The sequence below is a fragment of the Synechococcus sp. BL107 genome, from assembly GCF_000153805.1.
Taxonomy (GTDB): Bacteria; Cyanobacteriota; Cyanobacteriia; order PCC-6307; family Cyanobiaceae; genus Parasynechococcus.
In genome coordinates this window covers 303,916-317,731 of sequence record NZ_DS022298.1, presented here as the reverse complement: position 1 = coordinate 317,731, position 13,816 = coordinate 303,916, and the positions used below count along the sequence as shown (strand labels likewise).

The window sequence follows — 13,816 nt, the reverse complement described above, 5'->3', positions numbered from 1 at the left end:
GTCCTGCCCACCTAGATCGGTGCATGACCTCAACCGCTGCGACTGGTGATCACCGCAGGGCGAAGTCTGCAGCGTTTTTGTTCGCCTGCGGCTGTGCTGGTGCAGCACCCCATTGGCTTGATCCCGCCCGTTCGCTCTGGCCCGCCATCAGCCTCGCGCTGATGCTGGGGGGCTATGCCCTTCGCACCGTGCTCCGTGCTGAGTTGTTGCGAGGGCCAAGCACCCAGGATTCGCCAACCTCTGCCCCCTTCCCGGTTGGAGAGTTCCCAACGCTTGATGTAGTGGTGGCAGCGCGGGATGAGCAGGCTGTGGTCGCCCGTTTGGTTGAGCGGCTCACGGCTCTGCGTTATCCAACAGATCAACTTTCCACGTGGGTGATCGACGATGGAAGCCTGGATCAAACGCCAGCCCTGCTCGATGCCCTGGCTGCGAATCACCCAACCTTGAACGTGATTCACCGGCCTCGCGATGCCGGTGGCGGCAAGTCTGGAGCGTTAAACACGGCCCTTGGACAGCTCAAAGGGGAGTGGTTGTTGGTTTTGGACGCGGATGCCCAGTTGCAGGACGATCTGCTCGAGCGACTCGTCCCTTATGCCCTGGATGGCGGATGGTCGGCAGTTCAGCTGCGCAAAGCTGTGATCGATGCCGATCGCAACTGGCTGACGCGATCCCAAGCGATGGAGATGGCACTGGATGCCGTCATTCAGTCCGGTCGCCTGACGGGCGGTGGGGTTGTTGAACTGCGGGGGAATGGTCAGTTGATCAAACGTTCGATGTTGGAGGCCAGCGGAGGGTTCAACGAAGACACCGTCACCGATGATTTGGATCTCAGTTTCCGCTTGTTAACCCACGGTGCCCTCGTGGGGATCCTTTGGGATCCACCGGTCCAAGAGGAGGCGGTTCCAGGGTTGTCGGCGCTCTGGAAGCAGCGGCAACGCTGGGCAGAAGGTGGCCTGCAGCGATTTTTTGACTACTGGCCAACGTTGACGTCGTCCCAGCTCAGTGTTCGACAGCGTTGGGATTTGGCCTGCTTCTTTTTGCTCCAGTACGGGTTGCCAGTGGTGTCCTTCGCTGATTTGAGCACCAGCGTGATCACTCGGACTCCCCCCACCTATTGGCCGTTGTCAATCGTGGCGTTCAGTGTGTCTGCGCTGGCCTACTTACGCGGTTGTCGCGGGGCGAACCAGGGTCCGCCGATTCCGTCTCCTGGTTTATGGAATTTGCTCGTGGCAATTACATATCTCGGTCATTGGTTTGTGGTGATTCCCTGGGTCACGTTGAAAATGTCGATCTTCCCGAAACGTTTGGTTTGGGCAAAAACCAGCCATGGTGGTGAGTTACCGGTGCAGGCTTGATGCTTTCAGCCTTCGCCCACGCCATTGATCGCCACGGGGATTTGGCTTGGGGGCAGATTCTTGTCACCCCGTTTGAGCTGGGTGCTTGGTCGTTGTTGGAGCCGAAGGGGGATCAAAACCATGCGCCTCAGCTGTGTTGGATCCGTCCAGATCTCTTGGGTTGCGTCTGGATGGCGGGGGGTGGAGAGGGCACGGCAGGGATGTCTGTGTATCTCAGCCTGTTGTCATCTGAACAAGGGAGTTGGGGTGTTCCTCAATGCATCTCCCAGGATCTCGAGCGTTCAGAGCAGAACCCCTTGCTCTTCCTTTCAGATGGGGTTTTGCATCTGATCCACTCCGCCCAACGGGTGAGAGATCCTTCCGATCGGACTTGGGCTGAGGCGCAGTCCAGTTTTTCGATGCAATGGACAGCAGTTCTCCGCCATCAGACCCTCAAGATTGATGTGATTGACCTTGGTCGTCCGGAGAGTTGGGAGGGTCAGGCCTGGTCAGCGGCCAAAGATCTGATCGAAACCCCTGCTTTTTGTCGTCACCCTCCCCATCGATTGGCGGATGGCACCTGGTTGCTGCCGATCTACAGAAGCCTCGAACAGGGCGGCTCGTTTGGCCACGATCACTCTGAGGTGTTGCAGTTGGATGCCGCCGGGGTTCCGATGGGGTCCCCCTTTGCTGTTCCTGAAAGCACCGGGCGAGTGCATGGTTCGATTGTTCCTTCAGCTGATGGCACAACGCTGCACCAGTTCCTTCGCAGTCGACTGGCGGATTGGGTGTACTGCAGCACTAGTGAGGATGCAGGACTGAGTTGGAGTTCGCCTCAGTCCACTGATTTACCCAACAACAACAGTTCAATCCAGGCCTGTCGTTTGGAGAGTGGTCGTTTGGCCTTGATTTTCAACCGGTTTGGCTTCCTGCCAGATCCAAACGACCCTGATGCATCGTCGGCTTGGGGCGAAGCACGCTGGCCCCGCACGCGATGGCCCTTATCGATTGCGATCAGTGCAGACGATGGCCAAAGCTGGCCATGGATTCGCGACATTGATACCGGTTTTGGGTTTTGTGGACCAATGAACTGGGATCTCAATGGGCAGCTGGCCTATCCAACTTTGTTGGAGGGACGCCCCGGTGAGTTGCATGTGGCTTACTCCTGGGCCGAGCGGCAGGCGATTCGCTATCTGAGCCTGCGTGAAACCGACATCCTTGGAGAGATGCTGCTGGGTTAGTTGATTCCATCGCTATCCACGTCCAGGACTTGGCCATTAAAGAAATCAGCCAGATTTTTGGCTTGCCGGTCGAGACCCGATGGTGGGCTGGTGTTTGCAGAATTTTGTGCTGGTGCTGGAGGCATACCGGCACTCGATGGTTGGGTCTGAACTGGCTCGGGTGGAGTCGGGTGGGATGGAGCTAACTGGTTTGTGGCGAGCGGTGTGATGGGCTTTGGTGCATCAACGACAGCTGGAACAACCGCTGTGGTGGGAAGTTGAGGGCGCTCAGTTTCAAGAGGAGCTGGGGCTGTCGGAGTGGGCTGCACGACGGGCGCAGGCGGCGCTGCGAGGGGGGGCATAACACCAGTGCTGGCTTCGATGATCAATTGGCGTGACCCGCCTAGGGCCTTGCCCACGGCTTGCTCCAGCAAGCTGGCGCGGCTTTGCACCATGCCCATCCAATTGCCGGCTACTTGTACGACCGCCCGATTGGCATCGAGACGGACCAACTGCGCTTGCTGGGACAGCAGCATGCGGGTGGAGGGCAATTCCAGGCTGCCCAAGATTTGCTGCCACAGCTCCGGCAGGTTGGTGTCACTCGTGGGTGGAGTGGGTGTTGACGCTGCCACTGCGGGAAGTTCCGGTGTTTTCACCTGCGCTGGTGACGGGGTTTGAGGAGCTGGGGCTGTCGCTGCAGTAGGCGTTGGAGTCGGTGCAGGTACAGACGCAGATGCAGATGCAGTTGCAGTGACTGCAACTTGAGAAGGGGGTGCCGCAGAGACTGGTTTGGATTGGGGCGTTCTTGGTGCGGTTGCTTCTGCGGGCGAGATTGGTTCCGCCAAAAGCCCAAGCAACAGCACTTCGAGCCATAGGCGGGGTTGCACGCTTTGACGCAATTGCTGTTCCGCTCCGCGCAATTGCGCTTGCCATTGCAATAGCCGCGACCGTCCAATGCTTTTGGCCAGATCAGGCAGCTGATCGCGAAACTGGGGCGACACCCCCGTGAGCTCTGGACGATTGGGGGCGGCAGCCATCAGCACCAAATCCCTCAGCACTCCTGCTAGTCCCTGTAGGACAGAGCCAGGATCACGGCCGCGGTCCAGCAAGTTGCGGGTGGCCTCGAGCAGGGCTACTGGCTCAGAGCTGGTCATGGCCTGCGCCAGCGCTAGGAGTTCTTGTTCTGGTACCGCTCCCAGCAGATCCCAAACGGCATTGGCTTCAATCGGTGGCGGCAGCAGGCTGAGTTGATCCAGCAGGCTTTCCGCATCGCGCAATCCACCTTGGGATCGTTGGGCCACGACGTGGATGGCTTCGGGTTGGATGGCGATGGATTCCTGTTCGGCGATCCAAGTCAGATGCTGTTCCAGCGCATCGAGGGGAATCCGTCGAAAATCGAACCGTTGGCAGCGGCTAAGGATGGTCGGGAGCACCCGTTGTGGATCGGTGGTGGCCAGCACGAACACCACCTGGGGAGGTGGTTCTTCCAGCGTCTTGAGCAGGGCGTTGAAGGCTGCCGTGGAGAGCATGTGGCATTCATCCACCACGTACACCTTCCAGCGGGCTTGAACCGGTGCAAAGCGCGACCGCTCGATTAACTCCCGGATGTTGTCGACGCCGGTGTTGGAGGCGGCATCAATTTCGATCACATCGAGGGCTGTACCCGAAGCGATCGTGCGGCAGAGATCGCAAGTCCCGCAGGGCTCCGGTGTTGGCCCATCACTGTTTTGACAATTGAGGGAGCGCGCCAGAATCCGCGCACTAGAGGTTTTACCCGTGCCGCGTGGGCCGCTGAATAGATAAGCCGGTGCAATTCTGTTGCTGGTCAGCGCATTGCCGAGGGTGGCGGTTATCGCTTCCTGCCCCACAAGCTGGTCAAAGCGTTGCGGACGATATTTGTGATGCAGCGGCTGATAGGTAGAACTCATGCGCCGCGAGCGTTATGGCGAGGCTACTCAGCCTTCGAGCCCGGAAGCTTGCGGGGTTGATTCAAAAGGGCATCAATTTTCCGTTGCAGGTCTTCCACGGCAGCGAGTTCATCGGCAAGGCTCTGTCCTGTGAGCAAAAGCTGCTTGTTGCCGTCGGACCCAATTTGCTGCAACAGGGCTTCGAGCTTTTGAAGCAACGTTTGGCGCAATTGATCCAATTTGGCGAGTCCTTGACTGGCGATCTGTCGGGTGTTGTCGTCTAGGACGCCACGTCGCACTAAAAGATCCAGTCCGCTGAGAAGGGCGGACGGCATTTTTTGACTCCATTTCCGAGCTCGATCCACAACGGAGTCCACCTGCACACTGCGATGGCGTCCGGTTTTGCACCAAGTGGCGAAGTGCTCGCAGTTGTTGAAGAGCAGGTTGTAGTTCTGCTCGCCCAGGCGGCTCATGGCTCGACGCACGGTGACTCCCGCAGGAGACGCATCGGTGTGGTCCATCACACTCACTACCTCCCCTTGACTGAACTCTGAGATAGGGCTGCGCAGGATTTCGCGCCCCTCTAAATAATGGGCAACAGTGCCGTCGCCAAGGTCGATGCCGTGATGGTTGAAAAGGCCATGACGACGCGGAACCTGGAGGTGGTCAGCAGTGGCCAAGCTCTTGCAAGAGTGAAGTTCAACCTTATTTCAAACCGATGGTGGTCTGCGGTCGTGAGATGAGGTTGTTAAGTAAAAGATTAAAAGAAAAATAAAATTAATTGCCGCGTAGATTTGCAGAACTTTGCTTAATTAGTGTTCTGCATGCTTATTATTTAATTTGTAAGTTTGATCCAAGGCGTCAAGCGGTTTTCTGCTGATCTGTGCTGGGTAGTGGAAGGATTTTGCCGCCTGTGTGTTCTTCCACCATGGCTCGGGTCACGGTGAAGTCTTTCACAGATGATTGGGATGGGAGGTCGTACATCAAATCGAGCATGATTTCTTCGATAATCCCTCGTAATGCACGGGCTCCTGTCTTGCGGCGGTGTGCTTCCTGAGCAATGGCGGTGATTGCGTCATCAGCGAACTCCAGCTGCACATTGTCCATGCTCAGCAGCGTGCGGAACTGTTTCACGAGTGCATCGCGTGGTTCGGTGAGGATCGATTCCAAGGTTTTCTCATCCAAAGGTTCGAGCACTGCACTCACTGGAATACGGCCAATAAATTCAGGGATGAGTCCGTATTTCACGAGATCATCCGGCTCGAGATTGCGCAACACCTGCGCGGCTTGGAGATCGCGGTTGGTTCGATTGCGGCCGCGGCTATCGGCGGGCGGCATGAAGCCGATCGCGTTTCGCCCCATGCGTTTTTGAACCACATCTTCTAGGCCAACAAAAGCACCACCACAGATGAACAAAATCTGACTGGTGTCGATTTGGATGCAGTCTTGATAAGGGTGCTTGCGTCCACCCTGTGGAGGAACATTGGCCACGGTTCCCTCAAGCATTTTGAGGAGGGCTTGCTGAACGCCTTCCCCTGATACATCACGGGTGATCGAAGGGTTTTCGCTTTTACGTGCGATTTTGTCAATTTCGTCGATATAAATGATGCCGCGCTGGGCTTGATCCACATCCATGTCGGCTTTTTGCAGGAGCCGCAGGAGAATGTTTTCCACGTCTTCTCCGACGTAACCCGCTTCCGTGAGGGTCGTGGCGTCTGCAACGGCAAAGGGAACATCGAGCATCTCCGCCAGGGTCTGGGCGAGCAGAGTTTTCCCGCAACCGGTTGGACCAATGAGGAGGATGTTGCTCTTGTGCAGGCGAGTGGCGGTTTCTTCCGTTTCTCCCTGCCCATCTCCTTGCCAAGCCAAGCGTTTGTAGTGGTTGTATACCGCTACAGACATCAGTTTTTTGGCTGCGTTCTGACCCACCACCTGTTGGTCGAGAAAGCTTTTGATCTCAAGAGGTTTGGGAATAGAGGCCAGGGTGGGTGCTGGCTTGTTGCTCTTACGGGCTGCAGGAGCTGCTTTACGGCTTGGTTCAGCGCCTGTGCGGGGATTGCCTTGGCTGTCGACTAATTCCTCATCGAGGATCTCATTGCAGAGATCGATGCACTCATCGCAGATGTAGACGCCAGGACCGGCGATCAACTTGCGCACTTGATCCTGCGATTTACCGCAGAACGAGCACTTCAGATGGGCATCGAATTTGGCCATCGAACGCCGGTCACCTCAATTGGGAACTTCAGGACACGACCAAATGGATTGCCCTGGGTCCTCAGCATCGAGAGCGGACGGCGTTCTGTCAGCCGTCCGTAACGATTCCTCCGTCCCCGGAACTGTCCACCACCCGATCGATCAATCCGTATTCAACCGCTTCTGCCGGGGAAAGGAAGTAGTCGCGGTCAGTGTCTTCTGAAATTTTGGCAAGGGGCTGGCCCGTGTGTTCCGCCATCAATCCATTCAGGGTTTCTTTCAGAAACAAAATTTCCTTGGCTTGGATTTCGATATCAACGGCTTGTCCTTGGGCTCCGCCCAGGGGCTGGTGGATCATGATCCGCGCATTGGGCAGAGCCAAACGCTTCCCTTTGGTGCCGCCAGAAAGGAGAAAGGCACCCATGCTGGCTGCCAAGCCATAACAAATGGTCACCACATCAGGGGCCACCTGCTGCATCGTGTCGTAGATCGCCAAACCTGCGGTGACTGAGCCGCCGGGGGAGTTGACGTAGATCTGGATGTCTTTTTCTGGATCTTCTGCTTCAAGGAACAGCATCTGAGCCACGAGGGCATCGGCGACTGCGTCGTCAACGCCGGTTCCTAAAAAGATGATTCGTTCACGGAGCAGCCGCGAATAAATGTCGAAGGCGCGATCGCCTCGACCGGACTGCTCAACAACGGTTGGCAAAGGGCCAGGGGCCGAGATGGGCATCTCGGACCGCCAACGATTTTGGATGGGGTGGTGACTGCGGGCGTCGATCACGCGATCCGTGTCCTACTGAGTGGACACAATCTATGGGTGCAGCTCAGCTCTTGGTGTCTGAATCCGGTTCTGGAGCTTTTTCCGTGAGCGTGCTGTTGGTTTCAAGCCAGCTCATCAGCTGTTCTTGCATGAGATCGTCCATCACGGCCTGACGAAGACGCTCGGGATCCACCTTGGCCTCAGCGGACAAGTCTTTTTTCACCTCATTCAGTTTGGTGTCGATGGCGCTGTCGTCCAACTTGATGTTTTCGGCTTCTGCCAGCGCGGTGAGGGCGAAGCTGCGACGCAGGCGCTCCTCGGCTTCAGGACGGGAGTTCTGCATCAGATTCCGAATTAAATCTGGTGTGAATAGCGATTTCACATCCATGCCTTGTTGGGCAAATTGAGCTGCTGTTTGCTCCACCAAGTTGCGACTTTCTTGCTGGATTAATGCTTCAGGGAGCTCTACCTCCAGCTGTTCCACCAACGCTTTCACCAAGCCATCGTTGCGGTTGCTGGTTTGGCGGCGTTCTGCATCGTCCTTGAGGCGTTGCTCGAGATCTTTGCGGAGGTCAGCCATCGTGTCCTGCTCGCTGGCTTGCTTAGCAAAGGCATCGTCCAGTTCAGGCAACTCCCGGGTTTTTAGATCTTTGAGTTCAATCTCAAAGGCTGCCTTGCGGCCCCGTGCATCTTCCTTTGGGTAGTCGTCAGGAAATTGGCAATCGACGGACTTGCTCTCGCCCACCTTCATGCCTATGACGCCTTCGATGAAGCCGGGGATCATGCGGCCGTTGTCGAGATCCACGTCCATCGAGTCGGCGCTTCCTCCATCGATTTCGGACCCGTCATCGCTGTAGGTGCCCTTGAAACCAAGAACAGCGATATCACCTTTTTCTGCGGCGCGCCCCTCGACGGGAACAACGGTGGCGAGTTGCTTGCGGGAATCTTCAATCATGCTGTCGACCCGCGAAGCGTCGTAGGCAACCGCTTCGTATTCCGCCTTCAGGCCTTTGGTGCTTTTGAGCTTTGGCGTTGGGGCCACATCGGCCTCCAGCGTGAACGTCAATTCATCGCCAGGGTTGAAGCTTTCCAACAATCCATCGAAGCCACTGCTCAGATCGGGCTGGCTGATCGGCTCAAGCGATTCCTGCTTGATGGCGTCGCGCCAGGCGCCATCGATCAGCTTTTCAAGGGCGGTTGCTTTGATCCGGACACCACCCAGCTGTTGCACCAACACCGAGCGAGGCACTTTTCCTTTACGGAAGCCCGGCAGGTTGATGCTGCGGCTCAGGCTCGTGATGGCCTCTTCATAGCTGGCCGTACAGCGCTCCCCAGGCACGGTCACCGTCACCGCCAATCGGCTGCTGGGGCGGGATTCGGTGGACACCTTCAGGGTGGCAGCGCTCATGGTTGTGTTGACGGCAGTTCTTGGCAGCAAACCAGCTTAAGAAACTGCCGCTCCAGCCCCTGCCCGGTATGGTGAAGGAGTGATGAATTGATGCACCGCCCTCTCTACATACCGGTGGTAGCGATCAGTTGAGCCAACAGTTTTCAGTTCAGACGTTCGCACTACCGCTTGACAGCAACCCTTCCTAACCGTCCGCTCAATGTTGCTGTCCTTGGCGCCAGTGGTGCCGTTGGTCAGGAACTTTTGCTCCTGCTTGAAGAGCGACAGTTTCCTGTCGGTGAGTTGAACTTGCTCGCTTCAGCCCGCTCCGCCGGGCAAGAGCAAACTTGGAATGGCCGCCACCTTGTTGTGGAGGAAGTCACGGCCGAAGCCTTTCAAGGCGTTGATCTTGTTCTCGCCTCAGCGGGGGGTTCGGTGTCACGTCAGTGGCGTGAAGCGATCACCCGAGCGGGCGCTGTGATGGTGGACAATTCCAGTGCCTTTCGGATGGAGGAGGGCGTTCCCCTCGTGGTTCCGGAGGTCAATCCCCAGGCGGCCCACGGGCATCAAGGGGTGATTGCCAATCCCAACTGCACCACGATTCTGCTCACGTTGGCGTTGGCTCCCCTCGCGGCGAAGCGAGCGTTGCGTCGTGTTTTGGTGAGCACCTATCAATCAGCCAGCGGCGCTGGAGCTCGCGCCATGGACGAGCTCAAAGACCTGTCCCGCGTGGTGCTCGATGGTGGTGTCCCCAGTAGTGAGGTACTCCCCTATTCCCTTGCTTTTAATTTGTTCCTTCACAACTCCCCTTTGCAAGACAACAGCTATTGCGAAGAGGAAATGAAAATGGTGAATGAGACGCGCAAAATCATGGATCTGCCTGATTTGCGTTTTTCAGCAACGTGTGTGCGTGTTCCCGTGCTGCGTGCCCACTCTGAGGCGGTGAACATTGAATTCGAACAGCCTTTTCCCGTGGATGAAGCCCGGCAACTGTTGGCTGCGGCGCCTGGCGTTGAACTCATCGAAGATCAGGCAGCCAATCGTTTTCCGATGCCCACGGATGTGACGGGAAGGGATCCCGTTGCTATTGGCAGGATTCGTCAAGACATCAGTGATCCCAATGCCCTTGAGCTTTGGCTCTGTGGTGACCAGATCCGCAAAGGAGCTGCTCTGAATGCTGTCCAGATCGCCGAATTGCTGATTCAGAACTGATGACTCTTTCCGCTTCCTTTTCCCCTCAACCATTTGGCCGCATCGTGACGGCGATGGTCACCCCATTTGATTCCAGCGGTGCGGTTGATTTTCAGTTGGCGGCTCGTTTGGCCCGTCATCTTGTCGAGCAAGGATCGGATGGCCTATTGGTGTGTGGAACCACAGGTGAATCCCCCACCCTCAGCTGGGATGAACAGCTGAAGTTGCTGGAAGCAGTCCGAGAGGCTGTTGGTCCTGAGACTCAGGTTTTGGCGGGCACTGGCAGTAATTCCACCTCTGAGGCCGTGAAAGCCACGCGAGAAGCGGCAGCCGTTGGCGCCGACGGCGCTTTGGTCGTCGTTCCGTACTACAACAAGCCGCCGCAAGAGGGGTTGGAAGGTCATTTCCGCGCCATTGCGGAGGCGGCTCCCACGTTGCCTTTGATGCTTTACAACATTCCTGGACGAACGGGATGTCATATCGAGTCCGAAACGGTGGCTCGCTTGATGGATTGCCCCAACATCGTCAGCTTCAAAGCCGCGAGCGGGACCACCGAGGAAGTCACCGCTCTGCGCTTGGCCTGCGGCTCACGGCTCGCGATTTACAGCGGCGATGATGGACTCACCTTGCCGATGTTGTCTGTTGGTGCTGTTGGCGTCGTGAGTGTTGCGAGTCATGTGGCCGGTCCGCAGATTCGGGCCATGCTTAATGCCTATTTCGAAGGCGAAGTCGGTGCTGCTCTCGCCCAGCACGAGCAATTAATCCCTGTGTTTAAGGCCTTGTTTGCCACCACGAATCCCATCCCTGTCAAAGCTGCCCTCGAGATCAATGGGTGGTCTGTCGGTGCTCCTCGTCCTCCTTTGTCCTCCTTACCTGAAGCCATGAAAACCAACTTGTCCATTGCCCTGTCTGCCCTTCGTCAGACCTGACGGATCCGGCTTAACGGCTTACGCAAACAGTTTTTCCACTTACGTTTTTTCATGGCTTACAACGCGAGATCCGGCAAAGAACAAGAGCCCTGCCTACGGGTCATCCCCCTGGGGGGTCTGCATGAGATCGGCAAGAACACCTGTGTGTTCGAGTACGGCGACGACCTGATGCTGGTGGATGCCGGATTGGCATTCCCCAGTGATGGAATGCATGGGGTGAACGTGGTTCTGCCCGACACCAGCTTTCTGCGTGAGAACCAGAAACGCATTCGCGGCATGATCGTCACCCATGGCCATGAAGACCACATCGGTGGGATTGCCCACCACCTCAAGCACTTCAACATCCCCGTGATCTATGGGCCCCGACTGGCCCTTTCGATGCTCACCGGAAAGATGGATGAGGCGGGCGTCACCGACCGCACCACGCTGCAGACCGTCGCTCCCCGCGATGTGGTGAAGGTGGGGCAGCATTTCTCTGTTGAGTTCATCCGTAACACCCACTCGATGGCCGACAGCTTTTCGCTGGCGATCACCACACCGGTGGGCACGGTGATCTTCACCGGTGATTTCAAGTTCGACCACACGCCGGTGGATGGTGAGCACTTTGATATGGCTCGCCTCGCCCATTACGGCGAAAAGGGTGTTCTCTGCCTGTTCAGTGATTCCACCAATGCCGAGGTGCCTGGTTTCTGTCCTCCAGAACGCTCGGTGTTTCCCAACCTCGACCGTCACATTGCCAATGCCGATGGTCGGGTGATCGTCACCACCTTCGCGAGCTCGATTCATCGTGTGTCGATGATTCTTGAGCTGGCGATGAAAAATGGCCGGAAGGTCGGACTATTGGGCCGTTCCATGCTCAATGTGATCGCTAAAGCCCGCGAATTGGGCTACATGCGGGCGCCCGATGAGCTGTTTGTACCGATCAAGCAAATCAATGATGTGCCTGATCGTGAAACGTTGTTGCTGATGACCGGTAGCCAGGGTGAGCCCCTTGCTGCTCTAAGCCGGATTTCGCGTGGTGATCATCCGCAAGTGAAGGTGAAAACCACCGACACGATCATTTTCTCTGCTAGCCCGATCCCTGGGAACACCATCTCTGTGGTGAACACGATCGACAAGCTGATGATGCTTGGCGCCAAGGTTGTTTATGGCAAGGGCGAAGGCATTCATGTGTCTGGCCACGGCTTCCAGGAAGACCAAAAGCTGATGCTCGCTCTCACCAAGCCCAAGTTCTTTGTTCCCGTCCATGGGGAGCACCGGATGCTTGTGCAGCACTCCAAAACAGGCCATTCCATGGGAGTGCCCGTCAATAACACTTTGATTATTGAGAACGGCGATGTGGTCGAACTCACCCCTGAATCCCTGAGAAAGGGAGATCCGGTGAAAGCTGGTATCGAACTGCTCGATCAATCCCGCAACGGCATCGTTGATGCCCGCGTTCTGAAGGAACGTCAGCAGTTGGCAGAAGACGGCGTTGTCACGATTTTGTCTGCGATCAGTACCGATGGCGCGATGGTGGCACCGCCCCGGGTGAACCTGCGCGGTGTGGTCACAACGGCGGATGCCCGCAAGATGTCGCTGTGGACTGAGCGAGAAATCACCTGGGTGCTGGAAAATCGTTGGAAACAGCTCTCTCGCAATACCGGCGATAAGGCCCCTGAAGTGGATTGGATGGGTGTTCAACGCGAGGTCGAGGTGGGCCTCGGCCGTCGCATGCGTCGCGAACTGCAGGTGGAGCCCTTGATCCTGTGCTTGGTTCAACCAGCCCCCGGTGGAACTCCTAAGTACAAGGGCCGTGCCGATGCAGAGCCGGATGATCGTCCTGCCTCCCGTAACCGCGGTGGTGGTGCAGGTCGTGGTGTTGTCCGTCGCAATGGTGCTCCACCGGCACCGGTGCGTGCGAATGGCAGCTCAGTGGCCGCGCCTTCTAAAACGGCGTCTGTCGTCATCTCGTCGGATGTCGCAACATCCACGGCTGTTGCAACACCCGCTGTTGCTGTAGCTGCGCCTGCTGCCACGACCGCTGTGGCCACGAAGGTGGCAGCAAAGGTAGAGAAAACAGCTGAGCCTGAGCAAGAGATGCCGGCTGGACGCACTCGCCGCCGTCGTTCAGCTGCGGCTTAGGCCCTGCCATAAACGCTTCAATCGTGATGAGGGTTTGGCTTGATCCATGGGGATTGAGTCAACCCTTGTTTTGTCGGTCGTGATGGAGACCCTTAACCAGGCTCTTTCAACACTTTCTTCGGCGATGAGCAAAGGCAAAGGTTGCTCCTGATGATGTGGCTCGTCGTTTGGAGTCGTTACCGGCTCTGAGAGTTCCGGTTTCGAGTGAACTGGCTTAGCCATGCGCTTTGGCGCAGGCGCAGGCGTTTCCCTGGCTTGTGGAAGGGAGCTGTTCTCGGTGAGCCATGGCATGGCCGTGGATTGGCTTGGGCCAGGGGTTGTTGCGGGCGCAGCGTTGTTGAGAAAGGGATCTTGCAGCATTGATGGCAACGATCCCGCGAAGGATTCGTCAGTGGTTGGGGGTGACGCCCCGAGCTCGTCAACGTTGGTGTTGAAAGACTCTTGTTGAGCGCTCTCACTGCGTTGGAGGCCCTGTCTTGCCAAGTCCGCCAGGGTGTCTTGGGGCTGGCAGTCCAGGGTGAGCTGGTAATACTCCGCTGCCTGATCAGGTCGTTGTCGGCCATGCAGTTCGATGTGGCCGAGCAGAAGGGTCACAAAGGCCTGCCAACCGAGCACTGCATCGCGGACTAGCTCGTCGTCAGCTTTCATCTCAGCTTCCAATTGCTTGAGGAGACCGCTGGCAAGGTGATGCGCCGTTTCGTAATCTTCCCCGCCGTAGGCGCGCTCTGCCGCTTGGTAGGTCTGCTGGAAATCGCCGTTCAAGTCGGA

General features: G+C 57.1%; 11 protein-coding genes. 5 read left to right on the top strand and 6 right to left on the bottom strand.

Going from position 1 to position 13,816, the window contains the following annotated elements:
- Positions 1-23: 23 nt before the first annotated feature.
- Both BL107_RS01515 and BL107_RS01510 read left to right on the top strand, forming a co-directional pair.
- Positions 24-1,355 carry a glycosyltransferase family 2 protein gene (locus BL107_RS01515; protein WP_009788492.1) on the top strand — a complete coding sequence of 444 codons (1,332 nt, stop codon included), beginning with the start codon at positions 24-26 and terminating at the stop codon, positions 1,353-1,355.
- A complete protein-coding gene (locus BL107_RS01510; protein ID WP_009788491.1) occupies positions 1,355-2,575 on the top strand; it encodes an exo-alpha-sialidase in 1,221 nt (406 codons plus the stop codon). The genes BL107_RS01515 and BL107_RS01510 overlap by 1 nt, the downstream gene beginning before the upstream one ends.
- On the opposite strand, the gene BL107_RS01505 is transcribed toward BL107_RS01510, so the two are convergent.
- The 5 genes from BL107_RS01505 to tig all read right to left on the bottom strand — a co-directional run bounded on the left by BL107_RS01505 (position 2,572) and on the right by tig (position 8,825).
- Positions 2,572-4,482 (bottom strand): DNA polymerase III subunit gamma/tau, encoded by a 1,911-nt coding sequence (locus tag BL107_RS01505; RefSeq protein WP_009788490.1) that lies wholly within the window; start codon positions 4,480-4,482, stop codon positions 2,572-2,574. The genes BL107_RS01510 and BL107_RS01505 overlap by 4 nt on opposite strands.
- A gap of 23 nt (positions 4,483-4,505) precedes the next feature.
- On the bottom strand, positions 4,506-5,141 hold the full coding sequence (locus BL107_RS01500; protein ID WP_009788489.1) for a lecithin retinol acyltransferase family protein: 636 nt from the start codon (positions 5,139-5,141) through the stop codon (positions 4,506-4,508).
- A gap of 181 nt (positions 5,142-5,322) precedes the next feature.
- Entirely contained in the window at positions 5,323-6,675 is a 1,353-nt protein-coding gene (clpX, locus tag BL107_RS01495) for an ATP-dependent Clp protease ATP-binding subunit ClpX (RefSeq protein WP_009788488.1), read from the bottom strand.
- Between the two features lie 88 nt (positions 6,676-6,763).
- Positions 6,764-7,438 (bottom strand): ATP-dependent Clp endopeptidase proteolytic subunit ClpP, encoded by a 675-nt coding sequence (clpP, locus tag BL107_RS01490; RefSeq protein WP_009788487.1) that lies wholly within the window; start codon positions 7,436-7,438, stop codon positions 6,764-6,766.
- Positions 7,439-7,481: 43 nt separating this feature from the next.
- Entirely contained in the window at positions 7,482-8,825 is a 1,344-nt protein-coding gene (tig, locus tag BL107_RS01485; protein ID WP_009788486.1) for a trigger factor, read from the bottom strand.
- A 168-nt stretch (positions 8,826-8,993) separates the two neighbouring features.
- On the opposite strand from tig, the gene BL107_RS01480 reads away from it, so the two are divergent.
- From BL107_RS01480 to BL107_RS01470, 3 genes are read left to right on the top strand one after another with little or no spacing between them, the layout of a single operon-like run.
- Entirely contained in the window at positions 8,994-10,016 is a 1,023-nt protein-coding gene (locus BL107_RS01480) for an aspartate-semialdehyde dehydrogenase (protein ID WP_009788485.1), read from the top strand.
- Positions 10,016-10,924, top strand: a complete 909-nt coding sequence (gene dapA, locus BL107_RS01475) for a 4-hydroxy-tetrahydrodipicolinate synthase (RefSeq protein ID WP_009788484.1) — start codon at positions 10,016-10,018, stop codon at positions 10,922-10,924. Before BL107_RS01480 ends, dapA begins: the two co-directional genes overlap by 1 nt.
- 51 nt (positions 10,925-10,975) lie before the next feature.
- Positions 10,976-13,048 carry a ribonuclease J gene (locus tag BL107_RS01470; RefSeq protein WP_009788483.1) on the top strand — a complete coding sequence of 691 codons (2,073 nt, stop codon included), beginning with the start codon at positions 10,976-10,978 and terminating at the stop codon, positions 13,046-13,048.
- Here the strand turns inward: BL107_RS01470 and BL107_RS01465 are convergent.
- Positions 13,034-13,810: a hypothetical protein gene (locus tag BL107_RS01465; RefSeq protein WP_009788482.1), complete on the bottom strand. Its 777-nt coding sequence runs from the start codon at positions 13,808-13,810 to the stop codon at positions 13,034-13,036. The genes BL107_RS01470 and BL107_RS01465 overlap by 15 nt on opposite strands.
- Between the last annotated feature and the right edge of the window lie 6 nt (positions 13,811-13,816).

Coding starts and splice junctions, on each gene's coding strand:
- tig (WP_009788486.1), bottom strand. CDS start 8,825: ATGAGCGCTGCCACCCTGAAGGTGTCCACCGAATCCCGCCCCAGCAGC.
- BL107_RS01470 (WP_009788483.1), top strand. CDS start 10,976: ATGGCTTACAACGCGAGATCCGGCAAAGAACAAGAGCCCTGCCTACGG.
- BL107_RS01515 (WP_009788492.1), top strand. CDS start 24: ATGACCTCAACCGCTGCGACTGGTGATCACCGCAGGGCGAAGTCTGCA.
- dapA (WP_009788484.1), top strand. CDS start 10,016: ATGACTCTTTCCGCTTCCTTTTCCCCTCAACCATTTGGCCGCATCGTG.
- clpX (WP_009788488.1), bottom strand. CDS start 6,675: ATGGCCAAATTCGATGCCCATCTGAAGTGCTCGTTCTGCGGTAAATCG.
- BL107_RS01505 (WP_009788490.1), bottom strand. CDS start 4,482: ATGAGTTCTACCTATCAGCCGCTGCATCACAAATATCGTCCGCAACGC.
- BL107_RS01510 (WP_009788491.1), top strand. CDS start 1,355: ATGCTTTCAGCCTTCGCCCACGCCATTGATCGCCACGGGGATTTGGCT.